Genomic DNA, 22125 nt, shown 5'->3' on the forward strand with positions numbered 1-22125 from the left:
CAGCGCTCCGTCACACGCCGGGCCAGGCGGTCAGACATAGGCGTCCTCCGCCTTGCGGCCGATGGTGATTTCGCCTTCGTCGGCCAGGCGGCGCGCGATCACCAGGATTTCCTTCTGCTGCGCCTCGACTTCCGACACCTTCACGGGGCCGAGCACTTCCAGCTCTTCCTTGAGCATCATGCCGGCGCGCTGCGACATGTTGGCGAACACCTTGTCGCGGAACTCCTGCTTGGCACCCTTGAGCGCCACCACCAGCACCTCCTGGCCGACTTCGCGCAGCAGCGTCTGCAGGCTGCGGTTGTCGAGGTCGATCAGGTTGTCGAACACGAACATCTTCTCGACGATGGCATCGGCCAGTTCCGGGTCACGCGAGCGCACGCCCTCGATGACGGCAGACTCCACCGCGCTCGGCACCAGGTTGAGGATTTCCGCTGCCGTGAGCACGCCACCCATCGCGTTCTTCTTACGGTGGTCGTTGCCTTGCAGCAGCTTGGTCAGCACGTCATTCAGCTCGCGCAGGGCGCTGGGCTGGATGCCGTCGAGGGTGGCAATACGCAGGATGGTGTCGTTGCGCAGGCGCTCGGTGAAGTACGTCAGGATTTCCGATGCCTGGTCGCGGTCCAGGTGCACGAGGATGGTCGCGATGATCTGCGGATGCTCGTTGCGGATCAGTTCCGCCACCGACGACGCGTCCATCCACTTCAGGCCTTCGATGCCGCTGGTGTCGCCACCCGAGAGGATGCGGTCGATGATGTTGGCCGCGCGATCGTCGCCCAGCGCCTTGCGGAAGACGGTGCGGATGTATTCGTTGGAGTCGATGTCCAGCGGCAGGTCTTCGGCTTCGACAAAGAACGCGTCAAAGGCATCGAGCACACGCTCGCGCGAGACGTTCTTCAGCGCGGCCATGGTCGCGCCCAGCTTCTGCACTTCGCGGGGGCCCAGGTGCTTGAGCACTTCGGCGGCTTCGCTTTCGCCCAGCGACATCATGAGGATGGCGCTGCGTTGGAGTCCTTCGGCGCTCATTCGTTACTCACCCATTGCTTGATGACGGCCGCGACGGCACGCGGGTTCTGCTGGGCGACGCGGCGCATCGTCTCCAGCTTGTGCTCGAAGTCTGCGTTCTTGAGCTGCGGCAGGCTGTCGGGTACGTCCTCGCCGCCGGCGCCGATCGCGGATGACGACGGGCCCTCCAGCTCCGGCCCGGCCGACGCCGCAGCGCCGGTGATGATGGGCGCGTTCGGGTCTTCGCCTTCCCGGCCGACGAATGTGGGCGTCGCAGGCGCGTCCTTCTTGTTCAGCGAGCGGATCAGCGGGCGGATCACCGCAAAGACGAGGATCAGGAAGCCGATCGCCAGCGCCAGGTACTTGGCTGCCTGAATGGCGTACTGGATCATCTCCGGCTGCTTCCAGAGCGGCAGGTCGTCCTTTGGCACTGGCAGCGTGCCCGAGAACTGGCTGTTGACCACGTTCACGGAGTCACCACGCTTGGCGTCAAAGCCCACGGCGTCCTTGACCAGCGCGTTGAGCTTGGCCATTTCCGCATCGGACAGCGGCTTCCAGGTCTTGCCGTCGGCACGGTAGTTGACCACCACGGCCACTGAAAGGCGGCGGACCGTCCCCACGGCAGCGCGGGTGCGGCGCACCGTTTTGTCGACTTCGTAGTTGGTGGTGGTATCGCGCGTGCTCGATGTCGCGCCGTTCGTGGTGGTGGCGTTCGTATTTGCCGCCGCCGGTTGCTGCGCCTGGCCGTTGGCGCCATTCGGTCCCGCCGCGGCCGGCTGCGAGGCCGGGGCCGGTGCGGTCGGCAGCATGCGCGGCGCGGTCGGCGGCTGGTTCGACAGCGCTCCCGGCACGCCGCCCTGCGCATCCGCCTTGTTTTGCGTCGATTCTGCGGTGTGCGTGCTGCGCACGGCGGCCGTGGACGGATCCTGGTTCGGACGATACGTCTCGGCCATCTGTTCGGTGTTGTCCAGGTCAACGTCGGCCGTCACCTGGGCGCGCACATTGTCATCGCCCACCACGGGGCCGAGGATGGCCTCGATGCGCTTGATGTAGCCTTGCTCGATCTCGCGCACGTAGTTCAGCTGCGTCGGGTCGAGGCCCGACGCGTTGTCCTGGAACGACGACGACAGCAGGCGGCCCGCTTGATCCACCACCGTCACGTTGGCGAGCGGCAGGTTCGGCACGCTGCTCGACACCAGGTGGCCGATGGCCTGCACCTGCGAGCGATCAAGCATGCGGCCCGGATACAGCGTCAGCAGCACCGAAGCGCTGGGCTTGGCCTGCTCGCGCACGAACACCGACGGCTTGGACAGCGCCAGGTGCACGCGGGCAGACTGCACCTCCTGCATGGCCTGGATCGTGCGGGCAAGCTCGCCCTCCAGGGCGCGCTGGTAATTGACCTGTTCGGCAAACTGGCTGGTGCCGAATTTCTGGTTCTCCATCAGCTCGAAGCCGGCCAGGCCACCTTTGGGCAGCCCTTGCGACGCCAGCTTCAGGCGTGTTTCGTGCACGTTGGCTTCCGGCACCATGATGGCGGTGCCGCCGTCGGCAAAGCGATACGGCACATTCATCTGCTGCAATGCAGCAATGATGGCTCCGCCATCCGCGTCGCTGACATTGCTGAACAGGACGCGGTAGTCGGGCGCGCGGCTCCACAGCATCACAGCGGCGAGCACGGCCACCAGGGCGGCGCCCCCGATCATCATGAGCAGGCGCGGCGACAGACGGCCAAGCGGACCCAGAGCGCCCAGCGCTCCCGCATGCTGGCGCGTCATCGCGCCTTGGCCCACCGCCGGCATATCCACCGTACCGAGCGTGTCGGCGACAGCAACCGAATCGGCTGTCGTTGGCATCCCAAATCTCCTGACTGACTGCGTTGCTGGAGCGGCCCCGAGGCATCGATCACGCGGGCAAGGCTCCGTGGTTGCCATTATCGGCAGGGGGGGCGCAAGCAATTCGGCAAGAAGAGGGCCTTTTCCCTCTCATTTGGGCGCTTGGAACCCGTGGGGCGACTGCTACCTTTGCATCACCGTGGCGCCATGCCGGCCTGAAAAAAGAGGATGGCGCAGCCCGGAACAAAGGGGAGTCTTGATCACATGGATATTACGAACGCCAACTCGGTGGTGTCGCTGATGAACAGCGTGCTGGCGCCGTCCAGCCAGGTCGGCGGCATTGGCGGCAGCACCGGCGGCGCCGATTCGAAGGTCAGCGTCGACTTCGGCTCGGTGCTCAAGTCGTCGCTGGACAGGGTCGATGCCTCGCAACAGAAGGCCGAAGCCGTTTCGCGCAGCTTCGAGATGGGCAACAACGATGTGGACCTCCACGACGTGATGCTGTCGCTGCAGAAGGCCAACATCGACTTACAGACCGCCGTGCAAGTGCGCAACAAGCTGGTCTCGGCCTATCAGAACATCATGAGCATGTCGATCTGACGCCACACGCGATCAGATCGATTCCTTGCCCGTACCAACCGGCTGCGGCCGGTGGGAGCCTGCATGTCCAAACACGCAAAACACCGGGCCAAGCCTGATATCGCCCTGGTGGTCATCGCCCGCGATGAGGCGGCCTGCATCGAGCGCTGCCTGCTGAGCGCCAAGCCCCACGTCGACCGCATGATCGTGCTGGACACCGGCTCGACCGACGACACCGTGGCGATTGCCAAGGCGTGCGGCGCGCAGGTGCGCCATTTCAAGTGGGTGGACGATTTCTCGGCGGCGCGCAACGCTGCGCTGGCAGCGGCCAACGCCGACTGGAACCTCGTGCTCGACGCCGACGAATGGATCGAAAGCGGCGCGGAAGAGCTGCGCAGTGCCTGCACGTTCGGGCCGCTGCTGGGCGTGGTCTGCATCCGCAGCGAGTTCGACGTGTCGGGCCCGGTGGAGCACTCCAATAGCTGGATCGCCCGCCTGCTGCCGCGTGGCGTGCGCTACAAGGGCCGCATCCACGAGCAGCCCGCCGCCAACCTGCAGCGTGTGCGCCTGCCCCTGGTGCTCGGCCACGACGGTTACATGACCGCCAAGCTCGACAAGAAGCGCGGGCGCAACCACACCCTCCTGCAACTGGAACTGGCCGCACACCGGGACGACCCATATGTGCTCTACCAGCTCGGCAAGGACTTCGAGATCAACCAGAAAGACCCGACCCAGGCTGCCGCCCACTACGAGCAGGCGCTCGCCAAGGCTCCAAAGCAAGTGCCCTATCGACACGATCTCTGCATCTGCCTGCTGGCCTGCCTGAGCAAGTCCGGGCAACTCGACCGCGCCATCACCCTGGCAGGCGAGTGGATGGAGGAGTGGTCGGGCTCGCCGGACTACTTCTACATGCTGGGCCATCTGATGTTCGAAGCCGCGGCCAAGGACCCGGCACAGGCCGAAAAGCAATGGCTGCCGATGGCGGAGAACGCCTTCCTGAAGTGCCTGGAGATTGGCGAGCAGCCCAAGCTGGACGCCGCCGTGTTCGGGCGCGGCAGCTTTGCCGCCGCAAAGTACCTGGCGCTGACCTATCGCGCCCTGGCCGACACACTGGCCATCAAGTCGAACCAATATTCCGACCTCGCGCGGCAGATGCAGGAACGCAGCGCGGTCGCCGCCGCATGAGCACGCAATCATGAAGACAGTGATCCTGGCCGGGGGCCTCGGCACACGCATCAGCGAGGAATCGCACCTGCGGCCCAAGCCGATGATCGAAATTGGTGGCCGCCCGATCCTGTGGCACATCATGAAGATCTATGCCGCGCACGGTATCAACGACTTCATCATCTGCCTCGGTTACAAGGGCTACGTCATCAAGGAGTACTTCGCCAATTACTTCCTGCACATGTCGGACGTGACGTTCGATATGTCGAAGAACGAAGTGACCGTGCACGAGCGCCATGCCGAGCCCTGGCGCGTCACGCTGGTCGACACGGGCGAGCAATCGCAGACCGGCGGGCGCCTGAAGCGCGTGGCCGCCTATCTGGACCCGAACGAACCGTTCTGCTTCACCTACGGCGACGGCGTGTCCGACATCGACATCACCAGCAAGATCGCCTTCCACCGCGAGCACGGCAAGATGGCGACCGTGACGGCCGTGCAGCCGCCGGGCCGCTACGGCATGCTCCAGCGCGACGGCGCCCGCGTGACCGGCTTTACCGAAAAGCCGCCCGGCGACGGCGGCAGCTGGATCAACGGCGGCTTCTTCGTGCTCAATCCGGCGGTGATCGAATACATCGCGAGCGAAGACACCCCGTGGGAAGGCGCGCCCATGGCACGCCTGGCCGAGATGGGCGAACTGAACACGTTCGAGCACCACGGTTTCTGGCAGCCGATGGACACGCTGCGCGACAAGAACAGTCTGGAAGCCCTTTGGCAAGCGGGGAGTGCACCGTGGAAAAAGTGGTGATGCTCGACCCGCGTGCGTGGGCCGGCAAGCGCGTCTTCCTGACCGGGCATACCGGTTTCAAGGGCAGTTGGCTTGCGCTCTGGCTGCGCCAGCTTGGCGCCGAGGTGTACGGCTACAGCCTGGCACCGGAAACAACGCCGAATCTGTTCACCGCTGCTGACGTGGAACCCGCATTGGCCGGTCATACGCTGGCGGATATCCGCGATGCGGAGGCCCTGCGTATCGCGATGACAGCGGCGCGGCCCGATGTGGTGTTCCATCTCGCGGCGCAACCGCTGGTGCGTGCGTCGTACAACGACCCGGTTGGCACCTACGCCACCAATGTGATGGGCACCGTGAACGTGCTGGAAGCCGCGCGCGGCTGCACGAACCTGGCTGCCATCGTGGTGGCTACCACCGACAAGTGCTACGACAACCGCGAGTGGGCCTGGGGCTATCGCGAGACCGATGCACTCGGCGGCCATGACCCGTACAGCGCATCCAAGGCCTGTGCCGAACTCGTCGTCGCAAGCTACCGGCGCGCCTTTTTCGCCAACGGCCCGCTGCTGGCCACGGGCCGCGCAGGCAATGTGATCGGCGGCGGCGACTGGTCAGAAGACCGGCTCATCCCCGATGCCGAGCGCGCGATGCGTGCCGGTGCGCCGCTAGTCATCCGTTCACCTCACGCTACGCGGCCCTGGCAGCACGTTCTGGATTGCCTGCATGGGTACCTGTTGCTCGCGCAACGGCTGCTGGCCGGTGACGCAGCTTGCGCAACCGCCTGGAACTTTGGCCCGGACAGCGCCGCCACCCGCACGGTCGAACAGGTCTTGCAAGGCTTGCAACACCATTGGCCCACGCTGATCTGGCAACTGGACGCCAACTCCGCCACCGGCAAGCACGAAGCCGGCATGTTGCATCTGGACGCCAGCCGGGCACGCCAGCAGCTAGGCTGGCAGACAGCGTGGCCGTTCGAGACCGCGCTGGAACAGACCGCCGCGTGGTATCGGCATCTGCATGAAAAGACCGCGGGCGCACGCGCGCTCTGTGACCAGCAGATCGACCGCTTCACCGCCGTCGCGTCTGCCGCCACATCCTGGAGCGCCGCATGAGCCGCTTCACCATCCAACCGACACCGCTGGCCGGCGTGGTCGAGATCAGCCGCAAGGTCATCGGTGACCATCGCGGCTACTTCACGCGCTTCTTCTGCGCAGACGAACTCGCCGCCGCCGGCTTTGACAGCCCGATCGCGCAAATCAATCACTCGTATTCCGCCAAGCGCGGCACCGTGCGCGGGCTGCATTTTCAGTACCCCCCGCATGCCGAGATCAAGCTCGTGAGCTGCGTGCGTGGCCGTGTCTTTGATGTGGCCGTTGACCTGCGTGCAGGCTCGCCGACGTTCCTGCAATGGCATGCGGTGGAGTTGTCCGCCGAACGTCACAACAGCCTGCTGGTGCCGCGCGGGTTTGCCCACGGCTTCCAGGCGCTGGAAGACGATTGCGAGCTGCTGTACCTGACCTCGACGCCGTACGCGCAAGCCGCTGAAGACGGGATCAACCCGACCGACAGCCGCCTAGGCATCGCCTGGCCGCTCGACATTACCGAATGCTCCGACCGGGACCGCAACCATCCGCCGCTGACGAACGCGTTTGCGGGCATTGCGCTGCGAGCCCTGAATCCTGAACTGCAGGAACAGCCATGACCCAGAAGATTCTGTACTCCAAGCCGTCGATCACCGAGCTGGAAGTCGAATACGCCACCGACGCCGCACGCAACGGCTGGGGCGACCAGTGCTACGCCTACATCAATCGCTTCGAAAAGCAGTTTGCGGAATTTGTCGGCACGCAGTACGCCATTGCCACATCAAGCTGCACCGGTGCCATGCACATGGGCCTGGCCGCGCTCGGCATCGGCGCCGGCGATGAGGTGATCCTGGCCGACACGAACTGGATCGCCACGGCATCGCCCATCACTTACGTGGGCGCCACGCCGGTGTTTGTCGACATCCTGCCGGACACGTGGTGCCTGGACCCGGCACTCGTGGAAGCGGCCATCACGCCGCGCACAAAAGCGATCATCGCCACGCACCTCTACGGCAACCTGTGCGAGATGGACCGCCTGCTGGACATCGGCAAGCGCCACGGCATTCCTGTCATCGAAGACGCGGCCGAGGCTGTGGGCTCTCGCTGGCACGGCCACGCAACGGGGTCGCAAGGCATCTTCGGCACGTTCTCGTTCCATGGCACCAAGACCATGACGACGGGCGAAGGCGGCATGTTCGTCACCAACGACCGTGCGCTGTACGACCGCGTGATGACGCTGAACAACCATGGCCGCGTGCCGGGCGGCAAGCAGTTCTGGTCCGACTTCATCGGCTTCAAGTACCGGATTTCCAACGTGCAGGCCGCGATCGGCTGCGCGCAGCTTGAGCGTATCGACGCGCTGGTGGCGCGCAAGCGCGAGATCTTTGCCGAATATCAGGCGCACCTTGGCGGCGTTGCAGGCTTGGCGCTCAACCCCGAGGCGCCCGGCACGCTCAACAGCTACTGGATGCCCACCGTCGTGTTTGACGAAGCGCTGGGCATTACGCGTGACGGGCTGCTGGCCGCGTTCTCGCGCCGCGGCATCGATGCACGCGTGTTCTTTTATCCGCTAAGCCAGACGGAGTTGTTCGGCACGTCCGAGGCCACCGCGCGCCACAACGCGCCCAACAGCTACGCAATTGCCGAGCGCGCCATCAACTTGCCCTCGTACCACGACATGTCGAGCGAGAACATCGCAACGGTATGCAACGTGGTGCTCGATCTCGTGAAAGCCCACCAGGAGACGCTGACATGCCTGGCATCCTGAGCCCCGATCAGGTCGAGACCTTCCAGCGCGACGGCCTGCTGATCCTGCGCGACTTCTACGCGCCGTCGCAGGTCGAGCCGATCCAGCGCGCCATCTACGACATCATCGGTCTGGTGATCGACAAGTATCGTCTCGACATCGAGCGCGCGCCGTTTGCGCCGGAGCGGTTCGACGACGGTTATCAGGCCGTCATCAAGGCCAATCGCAAATACGGCGCCGAGGTGTACGACGCCGTGAAGCAGATCCCCGCGTTTGTCCGCCTGCTGGGCGACGAACGCCATGAGCAGCTGGTTCGCTGCGTGCGCCCCGGCGCGCTGCCGGGCATTGCGCACGCCGGCTCCGGCATCCGCATCGACAACCCGCGCGAAGAGAAATTTCGCGCCAACTGGCATCAGGAGTATCCGGCCCAGTTGCGGAGCCTGGACGGCGTGGTGTTCTGGAGCCCGCTCGTCGAAATCACGCCCGAGATCGGGCCCGTGGAGTTCTGCCCGGGCTCGCACGTCGAAGGACCGCTGCCCGTCTTCAGCGCCGACCCGGACAACGCCGGCAAGCAAGGAGCCTACGCATTGCTGATCAAGGACGAGGCGAGCTACCTCGCGCGCTATCCGCACGTGCAGCCGCTCACCAAGCCCGGCGATCTGGTGATGGTCGACTTCCTGGTGCTGCATGCCTCGGGCCACAACACGAGCCAGCGATCGCGCTGGTCGATGCAGTTCCGCTACTTCAATTTCTGCGAGCCGACCGGGCGCTCGCACGGCTGGAAGGGCTCGTACGCCAACGGCGTCGACTTCCGTACCGTCCACCCAGAACTCTCCGTGGAAGCCTGACCATGACCCAAGGTGCACTGCCCTGCAATGTCTGCCAGCAACCGCTGGCCGAACCGATTTACCGCGCGGCGCCGCAAAGCTCGCTGTCTTCCCTGCGTCGTGCCATGGACGGCACGCTGGAAGTCTTCTGCTGTGCCGCGTGCGGCCATATCCAGACCGCCGAGCTGTGTGACAACGGCAGCTTCTACGACACGGAGTACGACATCCTCGTGGGCAGCGAGGAAGAAGACCAGATCTACGCGGTTGAGAACGGCCAGAAGATCTTCCGTGCCGACCACCAGGTCGCCACGTTCCAACGCAAGCTGGCCCTGCCGGAAGGCGCTCGGGTGGTCGACTTCGGCTGCGCAAAAAGCGCCACCATGCGCCTGCTGAAACAGCAGCGCCCCGACGTAAACGTCCACCTGTTCGATATCAGCGACCGCTACGTCGGTTTCTGGGAAAAATTCCTGAGCCCCGAACAATGGGCCACGTACACGATCCCGCCGGCATGGCAGCGTTCGTTCGATGTCGTCAGCTCGTTCTTCTCGCTCGAACACATCCCTGACCTGACGACCGCGCTGCGCAACATTCACAGCCTGCTGCGCGACGGCGGCCGCCTGTACGCCATCGTGCCAAACACGTTCACCAACTCGGTGGACTTTCTGGTGGCGGATCACGTCAACCATTTCACGCACACGTCGCTGCAGACGCTGCTTGCCAACCACGGGTTTGACCTGCTCGAGGCCGATGCGCACAGCCACCGTGGCGCGTTCGTCGTGACCGCCGCGCGCCGGCCTGGCGACAGCAAAGTCGCGCCAGTAATCGATGCACAGGAATTGGCCGACACACAACGCGCAGCCAACAAGCTGGCCAACTTCTGGCAGCAAGCCTCCAGCCACTTGACGGACTTTGAAACGCAGCATGGCAGCGCGCCCGCCGTCATTTACGGCGCGGGTTTCTACGGCGCCTACACCGCCAGCAATCTGCAACAGCCGCATGCCCTGCGCGCGTTTGTCGATCAGAACCCGTACCTGCAAGGGTCGTCCCTGGCCGGCAAGCCGGTGGTGGCGCTCGACAGCATTCCTGACGAAGTTGAAGTGGTGTACCTGGCCGTGAACCCGGTCATTGCCGATGAAGTGCGGCACACCGTGGAAGCCGCGTATCCGAACCGCTTCCGCTATTTCCGCTTCCAGCCATGATCGCGCGCGGTTCACTCGTCCTTCGGGAATGGCGCGAGAGCGACATCCCTCAACTGCTGCCGCTGCGCAACGATGTGCCGACGCAGTTGCAGCTCATGACCCGCCCGCGACCGAACTCCGCCGCGAGCGTGCGCGACTGGCTGATCGCGAAATCGAAGCAGAGTGACCTGGTGCTCTTCGTCATTGCCAGCCAGGCGGATGACAGCGTGCTGGGCTACCTGCAGCTGAACCACATCGATGCGGTCAACCGACACGCTTCGCTGGGCATCTGCCTGGCGTCGTCTGCGCAAGGCAAGGGCCACGGGCGTGCGGCGTGCGAAGCCGCGTTTGCCTACGCCAGCGAAACGCTGTGCCTGCGCAAGATCACGCTGGAGGTGTTGGCCGAAAACACGCGCGCCATCGCGCTGTACGAGAAGCTCGACTTCCGGACCATCGGCACGTTGGCTGGCCACTACTTGCAAGACAACCGCTGGCATGACGTTGTCCTGATGGAACGGATGTTGTCGTCATGAAGGTCGTGATCACACAGCCGATGCTGTTCCCGTGGGTCGGTCTGCTCGAGCAGATCCTGCTGGCCGACGTGCTCGTCAATTACGCCGATGTGCAGTTCTCCAAGGGCAGCTTCACCAACCGCGTGCAGATCAAGGAGCCGGCCGGCACGCGCTGGATGACGGTGCCGCTGGAGAAGTTCCACCTCGGTGCGCGCATAGATGAAGTCAAACCCGCTACCAACGTTGACTGGCGAGCGCAGCATCTGCGCATGCTGGAGCAGGCCTACGAGGCCGCGCCGCATGCAAGCGACATGCTGGCGCTCGTGCGCTCCGTGTACGACGCCGACTACGCCAACATGGGCGCACTGGCACTGGCGTCCATGCGCGCGGTGTGCCGCTACCTGGGCATCGACCTGGACAGCAAGTTTGTCGACTCGCCTGAGCTGGACATTCCCGGCCGCAACAGCGACCGCGTACTCGCCATCGTGAAGAAGCTGCAAGGCGACACCTACATCACTGGACACGGCGCCAAGAACTACCTGGCCCACGCCGAGTTCGAGCAGCAAGGCGTTGCAGTCGAATACATGAATTACGCCATGCGGCCGTATCCGCAACTGCATGGCGCGTTCACCCCGTTTGTCAGCAGCCTGGACCTGATTGCCAACCACGGCCCGGCCGGCAAGCAGTACATGTGCCCTCAGACCCTCAACTGGCGCGAGTTCATCCAATGAGTGAGATCGAAGCAATCCAAACCGAAGCGCTGCAGGACATCGCGCCCGTGAAGCACGACGCGGTCATCCAGCAGGTTGCGCTGAGCGTCTGCATCCCGACCTACAACCGCGCCCGCTATCTCGAGAATCTGCTTGCAGAACTCGTCTCGCAGATTGGCGAGCTGAAGTTCAGCTACGAATTGCTGATCGGCGACAACTGCTCGACCGACGCCACCGAAGAGGTCGTGGGCCGCTACCAGGACAAGCTGAACATCCGGTATTTCCGCCGCCCGTCGAACCTCGGCTCGGCAGAAAACCTGAACCAGCTCTATCGCAGCGCGCAGGGCAAGTACGTGCTCTACCACGCCGATGACGACCTCCCGATCCTGGCCGAAATCAACAACAACATCGACATCTTCGAGCGCAACCCGGGCGTGGATGTCATCTTTGCGCCGTGGTTCATTCACGACTTGCCGACGCGGCAGGACGTCACCGCGTTCTATCGCCAGGACGACAACTACCTGATCGAGCAGCACGACTACGCCAAGCTGCTGGCACTGGTGTTGTCGCACCACCTCTTTCCGGAGATCTACCTGGCGCGCCGCGAGGTGATGGACCGCATCTACTTCAGCGCGCCGGAACCTGCGTTCTACGCCTTCGTGCACGCGGCCGAAATGCTCGGCTCCAGCGCGGTGTACTTCAGCAAGACGCCGTTCTATCGTTCGGTCTCGCGCTACTTTGCCGACGAGACCCGCGCCCAGGCCGGCAACGAAGAAGTGAAACACGCGTGGGACCGCTATCGCGGTGGTCTCGAATATCTGTTCGGCAAGTTCTCGCACACGCTGCCGGCCGCCGAGCGCCCCGAATGGCTGAACGCCATCAACCAGTTCGTGCTGGCACGCATGAAGGTTGCGCTGCGCCTGCGCACGCATGAAGGCGGCAACTGGATCGACAACTACTACATCGCCAACCGCGTCCGCGCGCTGGGTGAAGTGTCCGATCTTCCCGCACCGTATGACCTGTACCGTGTCAACGCGGCGTTCGAATACGTGACCAAGCTCGACCCGTTCAAGCCCGAGCCGCCCAAGTACGCCACGCTGCGCCGCGCGCCGCTGCAGGTCTTCCACCACGCGCACGGCTTTGCCGACACGGAGTTCCTGGTGCTCGACGACGATGACGCCATTCCGCATCACACCATCGTCGTCACGCCGATCCCGATGGACATTGCGGTGCCTGCCGGCCGCGAAGTCCGTTTCGTGTCGGAACTCGAAACGCTCGCCAAATTCCCCTGAGTCACTGGTCACACCCACATGGATCTCTCCAACGCCCATTCCGTGGTCTCGCTGATGAACAGCGTGCTGGCGCCGTCCACTGTCGGCGGCAGCACAGCCAGTGGCGAAACCGGCAAACCCAGCGTCGACTTCGGCTCCGTGCTGAAGTCGTCGCTGGACCGTGTTGACGCCTCGCAGCAGAAGGCCGAGGCCATTTCGCGCAGCTTTGAGATGAGCAACAACGATGTCGACCTGCATGACGTGATGCTTTCGCTGCAGAAGGCCAATATCGACTTTCAGACTGCCGTGCAGGTGCGCAACAAGCTGGTGTCGGCGTACCAGAGCATCATGAGCATGTCGGTCTGACGCCATTCCTTTTCCCGGTCAGCAAAAAGGTCTCCTCCTCCAGGTTGCTATTTGTATTGCACACAATATAATTGCACAATCGATTTTATCGATTCCCGGCCGACATGCCGCCGACCGGCTTCCTGAAAAAGAGGACCTGACCATGAAGACGCTCTACCAAACCCAAGTCACCGCTGAAGGCGGCCGCGCCGGCCATGTACGCAGCGCCGATGGCGTGCTCGATCTGCCGCTGTCGTTGCCGCGTGAGCTCGGCGGCGCGGGCGGTGCAGCCACCAACCCCGAGCAGCTGTTTGCCGCAGGCTATGCCGCATGCTTTGAAAACGCCGTACTGCACGTCGCGCGCCTGAAGCAGATCAAGCTGGCCTCGACAGCCGTCACGGCCACCGTGGGCATCGGTCCGCGTGAGGACGGCGGATTTGCGCTCACGGTCTCGCTGGCTGCGACACTCGGCGGCGTGGACCAGGCGACGGCGGAAGCGCTTGTCATGGCTGCACATGGCGTCTGCCCCTATTCGCATGCTGTCCGTGGCAATATTGACGTCCAATTGACCACGGTCACGCGCTGAGCCCACCTCGGGCCGCCGCGGCATCCGCCGCGCGAGCGCCAAGACCGTCCCCCCGGGAGTGTTCCGTGAACGACGTGCTGGCGCTCGATCAGCAGCTTTGTTTTCCTTTGTACGCCGCAGGCCACTTGCTGACGCGGCTGTACCGTCCGTTGCTCGACGAGCTCGGGCTGACCTATCCCCAGTATCTCGTGATGATGGCCTGCTGGCAGCAGGCGCCGTGCGCCGTGGGCGACCTCGGCCGCGCGCTGTATCTGGACACTGGCACGCTCACGCCGCTGCTTAAGCGACTCGAAGAACAGGGCCTGCTCACCCGCACGCGAGATCGCGAAGACCAGCGCCGCGTGGTGATCGAACTGACCGACGCAGGTTGGGCGCTGCGTGAACGCGCGACCAGGGTGCCGGAAGCGCTGGCGTGCAAGATCCCGCTGAAACTCAGCGAGATTGGCGCCACGCGCGACGTGTTGCGCAAGCTGCTCGACGCGCTCGCGACGGCCGATGAGCGAGGCTAGTGTGCAATTGACGTCTCCCGACCTTGCGCTCGTCGTCATCGCCCGCAACGAAGCCGCCAGCATTGAACGATGCCTGCTCAGCGCCAAGCCCTTCGTCAGCCGGATGGTGGTGCTCGATACCGGCTCCACCGACGACACGGTCGCCATTGCCGAGGCCTGTGGCGCCCGGGTGAGCCACTTCGCCTGGACGGATGATTTCTCCGCGGCCCGCAATGCGGCGCTCGCGGCGGCCAATGCCGACTGGAACCTGGTCCTCGACGCCGACGAGTGGCTGGAAAGCGGCGGCGAACATCTCCGCATGCTGGGTAGCACGCCGCCTTCACTCGGCGTGGTCTGCGTCAAGAACGATACCGATGCGGGCGAATCGAGCCACCTGATTGCATGGATTCCGCGCCTGTTGCCACGCGGCGTGCGCTATGTGGGGCGCATCCACGAGCAACCCGTGTCGTCCTTGCCCGCTGCGCGAGTGCCGGTTGTGATCCGTCACGATGGCTACACCCCCGCGAAGATGCAGCACAAGGGCGAACGCAACACCCGCCTGCTGCTGGCCGAACTCGAACATCGGCCGGATGATCCGTATGTGCTGTACCAGCTCGGCAAGGAAACCGAGCTCCATCGGGAAGACCACGCAACGGCCGCGCAATACTACGCCCGTGCCTATGACCTGGCACCGCCGGACGCGCCCTATCGCCGCAATCTGGCGCTACGGTATCTGTATTGCCTCGGCAAGGCGGACCGGATGGAAGATGCCATGGCGCATGCGGATGTCAGCATCCGCGCGTGGCCGGATTTTCCCGATCTGTGTTTTGCGTTGGGTCTCGTGCTGGTGGACGCCGCGGTCAGGCACCCCGAAGACGCCGATACCCGCTGGCTGCCGCTGGCGGAACAGGTCTTCAACCGGTGCCTGGAAATCGGGGACCGCGCAGACATGGATGGCAGCGTGACCGGTCGAGGCAGCTTCCTGGCCGCCCAGCAACTCGCCATCGTGTATCAGATGCAGAGCCGTGCGCTGGCCCGTAAGTCAGAGCAGTATCTTGCGATGTCGAAACGGCTGCAGGACGCCCCGCAGCCGCTCGCCTAGCGGTGACGCCTCAGAAACGCGCCATGCTGCCGTAGGCGTTGCTCGCGGTGCTGGCGCGGCGTGCCGTGTCGATGCGCTTTTGCAGGCGCTCCAGGCGCGGATACACCATCGCCCTCACCCGCGCATCGTCCTCGAGGATGCGCACCAGCAGCGTGCGCTTGCGCTCGATGTCGGCATGCGAGAGCGGCGGATGCGGTTCGGAACGGCGCAGTGCGTCCACGTAGATGGCGCTTTCGCGCTCGAGCGTGCTGACCACCTCCCAGTTGCCCACTTCGGCCGCGCCGACCATCTCGGCAGTCAGGCGCGCGATGGCTTCGTAGCAGGCGAACAGACTTTCGCTGTCCTTGATCGGGATGTTGCGGTGCATATTGGCTCCAGGTTGGGCCGAATTCATCAGAAATGGGGCTGCGCGGCCGGCCGCGTCAGCTCACAACGCTCAAGTGGCTGTTGACCGCGCCGGGCTGGCCAATCGCGGCCCAGGCCTCTTGCAGCGGCACCAGCAAGCCGTCGACCTCGGCGAGGACGCCAACGTCATTGGTGGCGTTGGCCAGCAGCAGGCGCCGGAGCATGTAGTCGTACAAGCCATTCAGCTGCGCGGCAATCTCGCCGCCACGCTGATGGTCGAGGCTGGCCTGCAGGCCCTGGCCGATGATCGAAATGGCCTTGTCGACCGCGCGCAGCTTGGCAGGCACGTCGCTGCGCTGGATGGCTGCGCTCGCCATGCTGATGGCGGCGCGCGCGCCCTCGAACAGCATGGCGATCAGACGGTGTGGATTGGCGTCCACCACGGACGTCTCGATGCCGACTTGCGCGTAGGCACCGATGGCGCGGCGAGCTGCGTACATGGGAAAAGTCCTCGCTGTGATCTTGTTATGGGTGGTGCGTCGATCCTGGCTTAGCCGCTCTTCGTCTGGTTCTGGATAGCCGCGAGCTGCGTGGTCAGGTAGGTACTGGTATTCGTCATGCTGGCCACCAGGGCCGACAGTGCATTGAACTGCGCGTAGTACAGGGCCTGCTTGTTGTCCAGGCGCGTCTGCATGACGCTGATCTGGTTGGCCAGCGAGCTGAGCGAGCTGTTGATCGCGTCCGTCTCGTTCTGCACCATGCCGCTGGACGACAGCAGGTTCGTCGTCACGGTATTGAGCTGGGCGGCATAGCCGCGCTGCACGGTCACGGTACCGCGGCTGCCCACCGCGCCACCGGCAACCTGCACGGTCAGGCCATCGACCGCCGTCCCCGTGGCGCCATACAGGTTCTGGCCCGAACTCGTGGCGGCCACGCCGTTGATGGTGCCCTGCACGTCCAGGCCCGCGACTGCGGTGGGGCTCGAGCCCATCAGCGATGCCGCGCCGTTGCCCGACACCGACACCGCCGAGACCGAACCGAACTGGCTGTCGGTGATCGTCATGACGCCGCTGGCATTGGCCGATACCGAGGCAGTGACCTTGGCGGTCTGCAGCGTGGTCGAAGCGTTGATCTGGCTCTGAATCTGCGCAGCCAGGCTGGATGCGCTGTAGCTGCCGGCCGGCACGGTCACGTTGACGGCCATGCCGCTGATGTTGAACGCCAGCGTGTCGTTCACGCCCGCCGTGATGGTGGTGTTGGCCGCAGCGGAGCCCGTGAGCGAACCCTGTGTCGCCAACTGCGTGACGCTGACGGCGTAGGTGCCCGCCTGGGTGGTGTCCGTGAAGGACGGCACGCTCACCAGCGAATCGGTGGCCGTACCCGTTCCCGCAAACAGGCCCGCGACCTGGCTGGGTGAAGCCGCAATGGCGGCGGACAGCTTTGTGTTGTCCACCGACAGCGTACCGTCGGCATTCATCGTCACGCCCACGCTGCCCAGCGATTGATACGTGCCCGTACCAATCGCCTGCCCCAGCACGTCGGTAATCTGGTTGATCAGCGTCTTGGTGCTGACATCGCCTGCCAGCGGGCCATTGTTGGCGCTGTTGCTGGTGTCGATGTTGGTCAGCGTATTCAGTTGCGTGCGCAGTGCGTTGTAGCCGTTCACGAAGCTGTTGACGGCATTGGTCGTCGCGGTCGGATCGTTCGCCACCGTCACCGTGGTGCTTCCCGTCTTGGCGAGCGTAAACGACGTGCCCGTCACCACGTTGGACAACGTGTTGGTCGGGCTCTGCACGGCAATGCCGTTGATGGTGGCCAGGGCGTTCTGGCCCGTGGTCACTTCGGTCATGTTCTGCGTGCCGGCCGGGTCCTGCGCAAGCAGCGACTGCAACGTCGAGTCGCCCGAGACAGAGATTTTCATCTCCGAGTTCGAGCCGCCCGCCGTGGAGGTCAGCACCAGGCGATACGGGTTGCCGCTGCCATCATTCACGATGCTGGCAGAGACGCCCAGATTGGCGGAATTGATGGCGTCGCGAATGCCCGCCAGCGTGTTGTTCGACGAGTTGATGGTGATCGAACCGCCCGCCAGGCTGCCGTTCTGCGTGAAGGTGGCGCCCGAGTATTTACCATTGGAAAACGTGCCGCCGGACACCGTGCCAAACGAGAACGACACCGTGGTGGACGTCCCGCTGCCGATTGCCGTGGTGGTCGACGTCTGCCCCTGCGCGGCCAGCACCTGCGATTGCGCAAGCTGCGAGACATTGACTGCGTATGAGCCCGCCGCTGCGGCGCTGGTCACGGAAGCGCTCAGCACCGACGTGTCATAGCCGCTGGCCTTCATCGCGCTGTAGTTCGACGCGGTGGTCAAGTTCGAGAGCGCAGTCTGGAAAGTTGACAGCGCACTTTTGAGCGTCCCCACTGCCGAGAGCTGCGTCTGGTACGAGCTCTGCTGATTCTGCAGCAGCGTCAGGGGCTGACTTTCCACCTTCATCAGGCTGGAGACCAGCGTGTTGACGTCGATGCTCGTCCCGATACCGGGAATCGAGATCGGTGGAACGTAGTTGCTGGTCGTGGAGGTGGTGGTAGTCGCCATGATCGGAACTGGAGAACGTCTGCTTCGGCGGGATTTTCCCTACAGAACGGCAGCGCCCGCCACTTCTTTAGGGCATGTCAGCCGCTCTTCACAATCGGAAGCTGAACACAAGAAAAAGGCCGGCGCCCCTTTGGAACGCCGGCCCTTGCCACGCTGCCAGGCAGCAGGGCTGCATCAGCCTACCGATTAGCCCTTCAGCAGGCTCAGGATGCTGTTCGGTGCCGAGTTGGCTTGCGCCAGCATTGCCGTACCCGCTTGCTGCAGGATGTTCTGGCGGGTCATGTTCGACGTTTCCGCAGCGTAATCCGTGTCGATCATCGACGACTTGGCAGCCGAAAGGGCGGTGTTCGACGAGGTCAGCGTATTGATCGTCGAGTTCAGGCCGCTTTGCTGGGCACCCAGGCTCGCGCGAGCTGCCTTCAGGTTGGTCAGATCGGTGTCGATGGCCGCCTGGGCAGCAGTCGCGTTGGCGGTCGTGCTCACGCTGGTACCAGACAGCGTGCCGAAGCTTGCCAGGTTGGCGTTGGTGACGGTAGTCGTATCGGTCGCCGCATTCTGACCGTACTGGAACGTCGTGGACGTGACCGAACCATCGAACAGCTTGTTGCCGTTGTAGTTAGCGTTGGTCTCGATACTCTTGTTGGCTGCAGCCAGCTGTTGGTATTCCTTGTCCAGGTTGGCCTGGTCAGTGGTCGACAGGCCGCCGTTGTTGGCTTCAACGGCCAGTTGGCGCATGCGCTGCAGGTTGTTTTCCACCTGGCCCAGGTACGAATCGGACGTTTGCAGGTACGCCAGTGCCTGGTTAGAGTTCTGGATACCTTGCGTTTGCGAGTTCAGCTTGGTGGTCAGGCTGCTGGCCACAGCGTAGGCGGCGGCGTCATCCTTGGCGCTGTTCACGCGCAGACCGGTCGACAGGCGCTCCAGCGACGTTTGCAGAGCGGACTGCGATTGCGACAGTGCTTGCTGCGTTTGCAGGGAGGAGATGTTGGTATTGAGGCTGAGGGACATGACGGCTCCTAAGTTTCCCGATGGTTTGTTGCCCGTGTTTGCTAATTCCGGCTAGGCCGGGCAACGTGACCTGCAACTTGAAGGGGATCAGGTCTGCGTTGTACTCAGGTTATCGGTGGCCCCGGCAGAAAGTTTAGGGTCGACTTGACAAATTTGTGCGCGAGGGGCGGTTTGGGCTGGCGGGCTCCGCATTCCGCGCACCTCCGAAGAGTCGGTCGGCCGTCTTCTTGACGGCAAACCGCTCGGCTATACTCGTCCGGGCAGACCAGAAGCGCCCAATGACGCTATATAGAGCGCGCGATCGCACAGATGGGGAGTTGCCAGCCCGCCGGCGCAGCACGCAGCCCGCCGGCGAATAGAAGAGCTCAACGCGAGCCCGTTTGACCGCAACGCCCACCATGCTCAATGTCCTGATTGTCGAACCCCACGATATTGCCCGCGTCGGCCTGCGCCAGATCCTGAAGGATTCACGCCTGGCCCGGCAGATCGAGGCCGTGCCGGACCTGCGCAACGCCAACCACGACCTGCTCGCCCAGCGCGAGTGGGACGTGATGCTGTTCTCGGTGGAGTCGGCCACCGGCGACGAATTCCAGACCATCAAGACCGTGCGCCAGCAGCATGCCCGCCTGGCGGTGCTGGCGCTCGGCCGGCATCCTGAAGCCCTGCTTGCCGTGCGCGCGCTCAAGGCAGGCGCCTCGGGCTACCTGCCGATGGACGCCAGCCAGCCGCAGTTGCTTGCGGCGGTCAACGCGATCTCCAAGGGCAAGAAATACCTGCCCTCCGACCTCGTGGAGGTGTTGGCCGACAACCTGAACGTCGATTGGGACAAGCCCCGCCACGACATCCTCTCCGATCGCGAATTCCAGACCCTGCGCATGCTGGGCTCGGGACGCACGCTCAGTGAGATTGCCGAGGCGCTGCAGATCAGCGCCAAGACGGTCAGCGTATACAGGGGCCGCGTGCTCTCGAAGATGAAGCTGCGCAACAACGCCGAGCTGACCATGTACGTGGTCAGCAACGGCCTGCAGTTCTAGCTACAGGAACCGCGGGATGCGCTCACCGTAGCGGCGGGCGTTCTCGCGCACCAGATTTTGCACCGCGCCGGGCTCCAGCGGCCGCGTGAGCAAGTAGCCCTGGAATTCATCGCAACCAACCTCGCGCAGGAAGTCGAGCTGTCCGGTGCTCTCCACACCCTCGGCCACAGTCCTCATGCCCATCGCCTGCGCCATCATGATGATGGCCCGCGTAATGGCCGCGCGTTCGGCCACGTGCGGCAGGTCCTGCACGAACGAGCGGTCGATCTTGAGCGTATCGATCGGGAAGCGATGCAGGTACGACAGCGACGAATACCCGGTACCGAAGTCATCCAGCGCCAGTGACACACCCATCGCGCGCAACTCGGTCAGCAGGGCATGCAGCGACGGGTCATCCCGAATGAGGATGCCCTCGGTCATCTCCAGTTCGACGGCGTCGCCGGGGAGCCCGCTGGAGGACAGCGCCCTGCGCACCATGTCGCTCAGTTTTCCGGAGCTGAAAGCCTGGCCGGACAGATTGATCGACATGCGCAGGTGGGGCAGCCCGATGCGGCGCCAGCGCGCAAGCTGATCGCAGGCCGCACGCAGGATCCAGCGGTCGATCTCGACGATCAGTCCGGTCTCTTCGGCGTCCTGAATGAACTGGCCGGGCATCATCCGGCCAAAGTCGGCCGAATTCCACCGGATCAGCGCTTCCACCCCGACGATCCGGCCGCTGCGGACGTCCACGCGCGGCTGGTAATCGGCATAGAACTCGTTACGGTCGCTGGCACGGCGCAGGCCGGATTCGATGCGGAAGCGGCGCGAAACGCGATCGTCCAGGTCGCTGGTAAACGTCTGAAAGTTATTTCGGCCGCGCTCCTTGGCCAGATACATGGCGGCGTCGGCCTTGCGCAGCAGCGTGTGGGGGTCATCGCCGTCGCGTGGCGCCACGGCAATGCCGATCGACACGCCCAGATACAGCTCCTGCCCCTCGATATGGAAAGGCGCGCCGATCGCCGACAGGATGCGTTCGGCCACGCGGCGCGTGCCCATGGCGTCCAGCGACTCCAGCATGACGACGAATTCGTCGCCGCCCAGGCGGGCCACGGTGTCGGCCTCACGCGCACAGGCTTGCAGACGCGCGGCCACCTCGCGCAGCAGCATGTCGCCGAACTGATGGCCCAGTGTGTCGTTGACGTTCTTGAAGCGATCCAGGTCCAGGAACATGACGGAGACGCGCGAGCGATTGCGTCGGCCCAGCGCCAGCGCATGCTCCAGCCGGTCTTCGAGCGCCGAGCGGTTGAGCAGGCCCGTGAGCGTGTCGTGCGTTGCCAGATGACGGATGCGCTGCTGCGCTTCGCGGATCTGCGTGATGTCAACCAGCGACACCAGGACCGAATACGGCCGCGCCCCTGGCCGGGCCGCTCCGGGCGCGGCCGTCGTCGAGTGCCCGCCCTCCGTGTAGAGCGGCGTCCAATTGCTGGACACCCACACGGTGCGGCCGTCCAGGCAGTGCAGCCCGAAGATCTGGTTCAACTGCGGCTGGCCCTCCGCCAGCACATCGAGGTCGGGCCAGTCGGTCTCATGGATGGAGGTCTCGAACTCGTCCACAGCCGCGTGGACAACGGTCGGCAAGGGTCGTCCAACCAGTTCGTCTAGCGGCAGCCCCAGCAGCCGGGCCGCGCTTGGGTTGGCATAGCTGACGCACCGGTCTGCACCACACACCAGGATGCCCTCGGTCAGCGCGTTGACCATCGACAGCAGATCCAGCTTCGGGCAGAAACCCGGTGGCTCGCCACGCGCCGGACAATCGGCCGGCAGGCCGTCGGCAACGATCGACAACCCGGCACCACGGGTGGGAAAAGGCAAGGAATTCAAAGCGGCTTCCAGCAAGGCATGTCTGCGGGCCGGACCCAGCCGGCGCCTTCTGGTCAGATACAACGGCAGCGGCGCG

Annotated in this window: 23 protein-coding genes; 16 read left to right on the top strand and 7 right to left on the bottom strand. The window is 64.3% G+C overall.

From position 1 onward, the window contains the following. Positions 1-30 precede the first annotated feature (30 nt). Together fliG and fliF are read right to left on the bottom strand one after the other, a co-directional pair. Positions 31-1023: a flagellar motor switch protein FliG gene (fliG, locus tag R2N03_RS08205; protein ID WP_012430689.1), complete on the bottom strand. Its 993-nt coding sequence runs from the start codon at positions 1021-1023 to the stop codon at positions 31-33. Next, a complete protein-coding gene (fliF, locus tag R2N03_RS08210) occupies positions 1020-2855 on the bottom strand; it encodes a flagellar basal-body MS-ring/collar protein FliF (protein WP_012430690.1) in 1836 nt (611 codons plus the stop codon). Before fliF ends, fliG begins: the two co-directional genes overlap by 4 nt. Before the next feature lie 243 nt (positions 2856-3098). On the opposite strand from fliF, the gene fliE (R2N03_RS08215) reads away from it, so the two are divergent. From fliE (R2N03_RS08215) to R2N03_RS08285, 15 genes are all read left to right on the top strand, one after another. Then, positions 3099-3434 (top strand): flagellar hook-basal body complex protein FliE, encoded by a 336-nt coding sequence (fliE, locus tag R2N03_RS08215; protein WP_012430691.1) that lies wholly within the window; start codon positions 3099-3101, stop codon positions 3432-3434. A gap of 63 nt (positions 3435-3497) precedes the next feature. Continuing rightward, positions 3498-4598 (top strand): glycosyltransferase family 2 protein, encoded by a 1101-nt coding sequence (locus R2N03_RS08220; protein WP_316657185.1) that lies wholly within the window; start codon positions 3498-3500, stop codon positions 4596-4598. A gap of 10 nt (positions 4599-4608) precedes the next feature. Then, positions 4609-5382 carry a glucose-1-phosphate cytidylyltransferase gene (rfbF, locus tag R2N03_RS08225; RefSeq protein ID WP_012430693.1) on the top strand — a complete coding sequence of 258 codons (774 nt, stop codon included), beginning with the start codon at positions 4609-4611 and terminating at the stop codon, positions 5380-5382. Continuing rightward, entirely contained in the window at positions 5382-6473 is a 1092-nt protein-coding gene (gene rfbG, locus R2N03_RS08230; RefSeq protein WP_012430694.1) for a CDP-glucose 4,6-dehydratase, read from the top strand. The genes rfbF and rfbG overlap by 1 nt, the downstream gene beginning before the upstream one ends. Beyond that, a complete protein-coding gene (rfbC, locus tag R2N03_RS08235; RefSeq protein WP_012430695.1) occupies positions 6470-7063 on the top strand; it encodes a dTDP-4-dehydrorhamnose 3,5-epimerase in 594 nt (197 codons plus the stop codon). The genes rfbG and rfbC overlap by 4 nt, the downstream gene beginning before the upstream one ends. Continuing rightward, complete coding sequence (locus R2N03_RS08240) at positions 7060-8211, top strand: DegT/DnrJ/EryC1/StrS family aminotransferase (RefSeq protein ID WP_012430696.1); 1152 nt, start codon at positions 7060-7062, stop codon at positions 8209-8211. The genes rfbC and R2N03_RS08240 overlap by 4 nt, the downstream gene beginning before the upstream one ends. Next, positions 8196-9038, top strand: coding sequence for a phytanoyl-CoA dioxygenase family protein (locus R2N03_RS08245; protein ID WP_012430697.1), 843 nt, complete (start codon positions 8196-8198; stop codon positions 9036-9038). The genes R2N03_RS08240 and R2N03_RS08245 overlap by 16 nt, the downstream gene beginning before the upstream one ends. A 2-nt stretch (positions 9039-9040) precedes the next feature. Then, complete coding sequence (locus tag R2N03_RS08250; protein WP_012430698.1) at positions 9041-10216, top strand: methyltransferase domain-containing protein; 1176 nt, start codon at positions 9041-9043, stop codon at positions 10214-10216. Further along, positions 10213-10728: a GNAT family N-acetyltransferase gene (locus R2N03_RS08255; RefSeq protein ID WP_012430699.1), complete on the top strand. Its 516-nt coding sequence runs from the start codon at positions 10213-10215 to the stop codon at positions 10726-10728. The genes R2N03_RS08250 and R2N03_RS08255 overlap by 4 nt, the downstream gene beginning before the upstream one ends. Next, complete coding sequence (locus tag R2N03_RS08260) at positions 10725-11438, top strand: WbqC family protein (protein WP_012430700.1); 714 nt, start codon at positions 10725-10727, stop codon at positions 11436-11438. The genes R2N03_RS08255 and R2N03_RS08260 overlap by 4 nt, the downstream gene beginning before the upstream one ends. Beyond that, positions 11435-12709, top strand: coding sequence for a glycosyltransferase family 2 protein (locus tag R2N03_RS08265; protein WP_012430701.1), 1275 nt, complete (start codon positions 11435-11437; stop codon positions 12707-12709). The genes R2N03_RS08260 and R2N03_RS08265 overlap by 4 nt, the downstream gene beginning before the upstream one ends. Positions 12710-12727: 18 nt before the next feature. Continuing rightward, entirely contained in the window at positions 12728-13054 is a 327-nt protein-coding gene (gene fliE, locus R2N03_RS08270; protein ID WP_012430702.1) for a flagellar hook-basal body complex protein FliE, read from the top strand. Positions 13055-13196: 142 nt separating this feature from the next. Then, entirely contained in the window at positions 13197-13619 is a 423-nt protein-coding gene (locus R2N03_RS08275) for an organic hydroperoxide resistance protein (protein ID WP_012430703.1), read from the top strand. 65 nt (positions 13620-13684) lie between these two features. Beyond that, the gene (locus R2N03_RS08280; RefSeq protein WP_316657193.1) at positions 13685-14128 is read left to right on the top strand and encodes a MarR family winged helix-turn-helix transcriptional regulator; all 444 of its coding nucleotides are present in this window, start codon (positions 13685-13687) and stop codon (positions 14126-14128) included. Continuing rightward, positions 14115-15209, top strand: a complete 1095-nt coding sequence (locus tag R2N03_RS08285) for a glycosyltransferase (protein WP_316657195.1) — start codon at positions 14115-14117, stop codon at positions 15207-15209. The genes R2N03_RS08280 and R2N03_RS08285 overlap by 14 nt, the downstream gene beginning before the upstream one ends. A 10-nt stretch (positions 15210-15219) precedes the next feature. Here R2N03_RS08285 and R2N03_RS08290 read toward each other — a convergent pair whose 3' ends face one another. The 4 genes from R2N03_RS08290 to R2N03_RS08305 all read right to left on the bottom strand — a co-directional run bounded on the left by R2N03_RS08290 (position 15220) and on the right by R2N03_RS08305 (position 19155). After that, complete coding sequence (locus R2N03_RS08290) at positions 15220-15576, bottom strand: flagellar protein FliT (RefSeq protein ID WP_012430706.1); 357 nt, start codon at positions 15574-15576, stop codon at positions 15220-15222. Between the two features lie 55 nt (positions 15577-15631). Continuing rightward, entirely contained in the window at positions 15632-16054 is a 423-nt protein-coding gene (fliS, locus tag R2N03_RS08295; protein WP_316657197.1) for a flagellar export chaperone FliS, read from the bottom strand. Between the two features lie 50 nt (positions 16055-16104). Beyond that, positions 16105-18147 (bottom strand): flagellar filament capping protein FliD, encoded by a 2043-nt coding sequence (gene fliD / locus R2N03_RS08300; RefSeq protein ID WP_316657200.1) that lies wholly within the window; start codon positions 18145-18147, stop codon positions 16105-16107. Positions 18148-18333: 186 nt separating this feature from the next. Beyond that, complete coding sequence (locus R2N03_RS08305; RefSeq protein WP_012430709.1) at positions 18334-19155, bottom strand: flagellin N-terminal helical domain-containing protein; 822 nt, start codon at positions 19153-19155, stop codon at positions 18334-18336. A 398-nt stretch (positions 19156-19553) separates the two neighbouring features. Between R2N03_RS08305 and R2N03_RS08310 the strand changes: the two genes are divergently transcribed. Further along, positions 19554-20189, top strand: coding sequence for a LuxR C-terminal-related transcriptional regulator (locus R2N03_RS08310; protein WP_012430710.1), 636 nt, complete (start codon positions 19554-19556; stop codon positions 20187-20189). On the opposite strand, the gene R2N03_RS08315 is transcribed toward R2N03_RS08310, so the two are convergent. Then, complete coding sequence (locus R2N03_RS08315; RefSeq protein ID WP_316657779.1) at positions 20190-21926, bottom strand: sensor domain-containing protein; 1737 nt, start codon at positions 21924-21926, stop codon at positions 20190-20192. Positions 21927-22125: the final 199 nt, after the last annotated feature.

This window comes from Ralstonia condita, assembly GCF_958405655.1.
Taxonomy (GTDB): domain Bacteria; phylum Pseudomonadota; class Gammaproteobacteria; order Burkholderiales; family Burkholderiaceae; genus Ralstonia; species Ralstonia condita.

Excerpts from the sequence above, each read along its gene's own strand:
- R2N03_RS08290 (WP_012430706.1), bottom strand. The coding sequence starts at position 15,576 with ATGCACCGCAACATCCCGATCAAGGACAGCGAAAGTCTGTTCGCCTGC.
- R2N03_RS08240 (WP_012430696.1), top strand. The coding sequence starts at position 7,060 with ATGACCCAGAAGATTCTGTACTCCAAGCCGTCGATCACCGAGCTGGAA.
- R2N03_RS08305 (WP_012430709.1), bottom strand. The coding sequence starts at position 19,155 with ATGTCCCTCAGCCTCAATACCAACATCTCCTCCCTGCAAACGCAGCAA.
- fliF (WP_012430690.1), bottom strand. The coding sequence starts at position 2,855 with ATGCCAACGACAGCCGATTCGGTTGCTGTCGCCGACACGCTCGGTACG.
- R2N03_RS08260 (WP_012430700.1), top strand. The coding sequence starts at position 10,725 with ATGAAGGTCGTGATCACACAGCCGATGCTGTTCCCGTGGGTCGGTCTG.
- R2N03_RS08250 (WP_012430698.1), top strand. The coding sequence starts at position 9,041 with ATGACCCAAGGTGCACTGCCCTGCAATGTCTGCCAGCAACCGCTGGCC.
- fliE (WP_012430702.1), top strand. The coding sequence starts at position 12,728 with ATGGATCTCTCCAACGCCCATTCCGTGGTCTCGCTGATGAACAGCGTG.
- R2N03_RS08245 (WP_012430697.1), top strand. The coding sequence starts at position 8,196 with ATGCCTGGCATCCTGAGCCCCGATCAGGTCGAGACCTTCCAGCGCGAC.
- fliD (WP_316657200.1), bottom strand. The coding sequence starts at position 18,147 with ATGGCGACTACCACCACCTCCACGACCAGCAACTACGTTCCACCGATC.
- R2N03_RS08220 (WP_316657185.1), top strand. The coding sequence starts at position 3,498 with ATGTCCAAACACGCAAAACACCGGGCCAAGCCTGATATCGCCCTGGTG.
- fliS (WP_316657197.1), bottom strand. The coding sequence starts at position 16,054 with ATGTACGCAGCTCGCCGCGCCATCGGTGCCTACGCGCAAGTCGGCATC.
- rfbF (WP_012430693.1), top strand. The coding sequence starts at position 4,609 with ATGAAGACAGTGATCCTGGCCGGGGGCCTCGGCACACGCATCAGCGAG.
- fliG (WP_012430689.1), bottom strand. The coding sequence starts at position 1,023 with ATGAGCGCCGAAGGACTCCAACGCAGCGCCATCCTCATGATGTCGCTG.
- fliE (WP_012430691.1), top strand. The coding sequence starts at position 3,099 with ATGGATATTACGAACGCCAACTCGGTGGTGTCGCTGATGAACAGCGTG.
- R2N03_RS08315 (WP_316657779.1), bottom strand. The coding sequence starts at position 21,926 with ATGGTCAACGCGCTGACCGAGGGCATCCTGGTGTGTGGTGCAGACCGG.
- R2N03_RS08310 (WP_012430710.1), top strand. The coding sequence starts at position 19,554 with ATGCTCAATGTCCTGATTGTCGAACCCCACGATATTGCCCGCGTCGGC.
- rfbC (WP_012430695.1), top strand. The coding sequence starts at position 6,470 with ATGAGCCGCTTCACCATCCAACCGACACCGCTGGCCGGCGTGGTCGAG.
- R2N03_RS08255 (WP_012430699.1), top strand. The coding sequence starts at position 10,213 with ATGATCGCGCGCGGTTCACTCGTCCTTCGGGAATGGCGCGAGAGCGAC.
- R2N03_RS08265 (WP_012430701.1), top strand. The coding sequence starts at position 11,435 with ATGAGTGAGATCGAAGCAATCCAAACCGAAGCGCTGCAGGACATCGCG.
- rfbG (WP_012430694.1), top strand. The coding sequence starts at position 5,382 with ATGCTCGACCCGCGTGCGTGGGCCGGCAAGCGCGTCTTCCTGACCGGG.
- R2N03_RS08275 (WP_012430703.1), top strand. The coding sequence starts at position 13,197 with ATGAAGACGCTCTACCAAACCCAAGTCACCGCTGAAGGCGGCCGCGCC.
- R2N03_RS08285 (WP_316657195.1), top strand. The coding sequence starts at position 14,115 with ATGAGCGAGGCTAGTGTGCAATTGACGTCTCCCGACCTTGCGCTCGTC.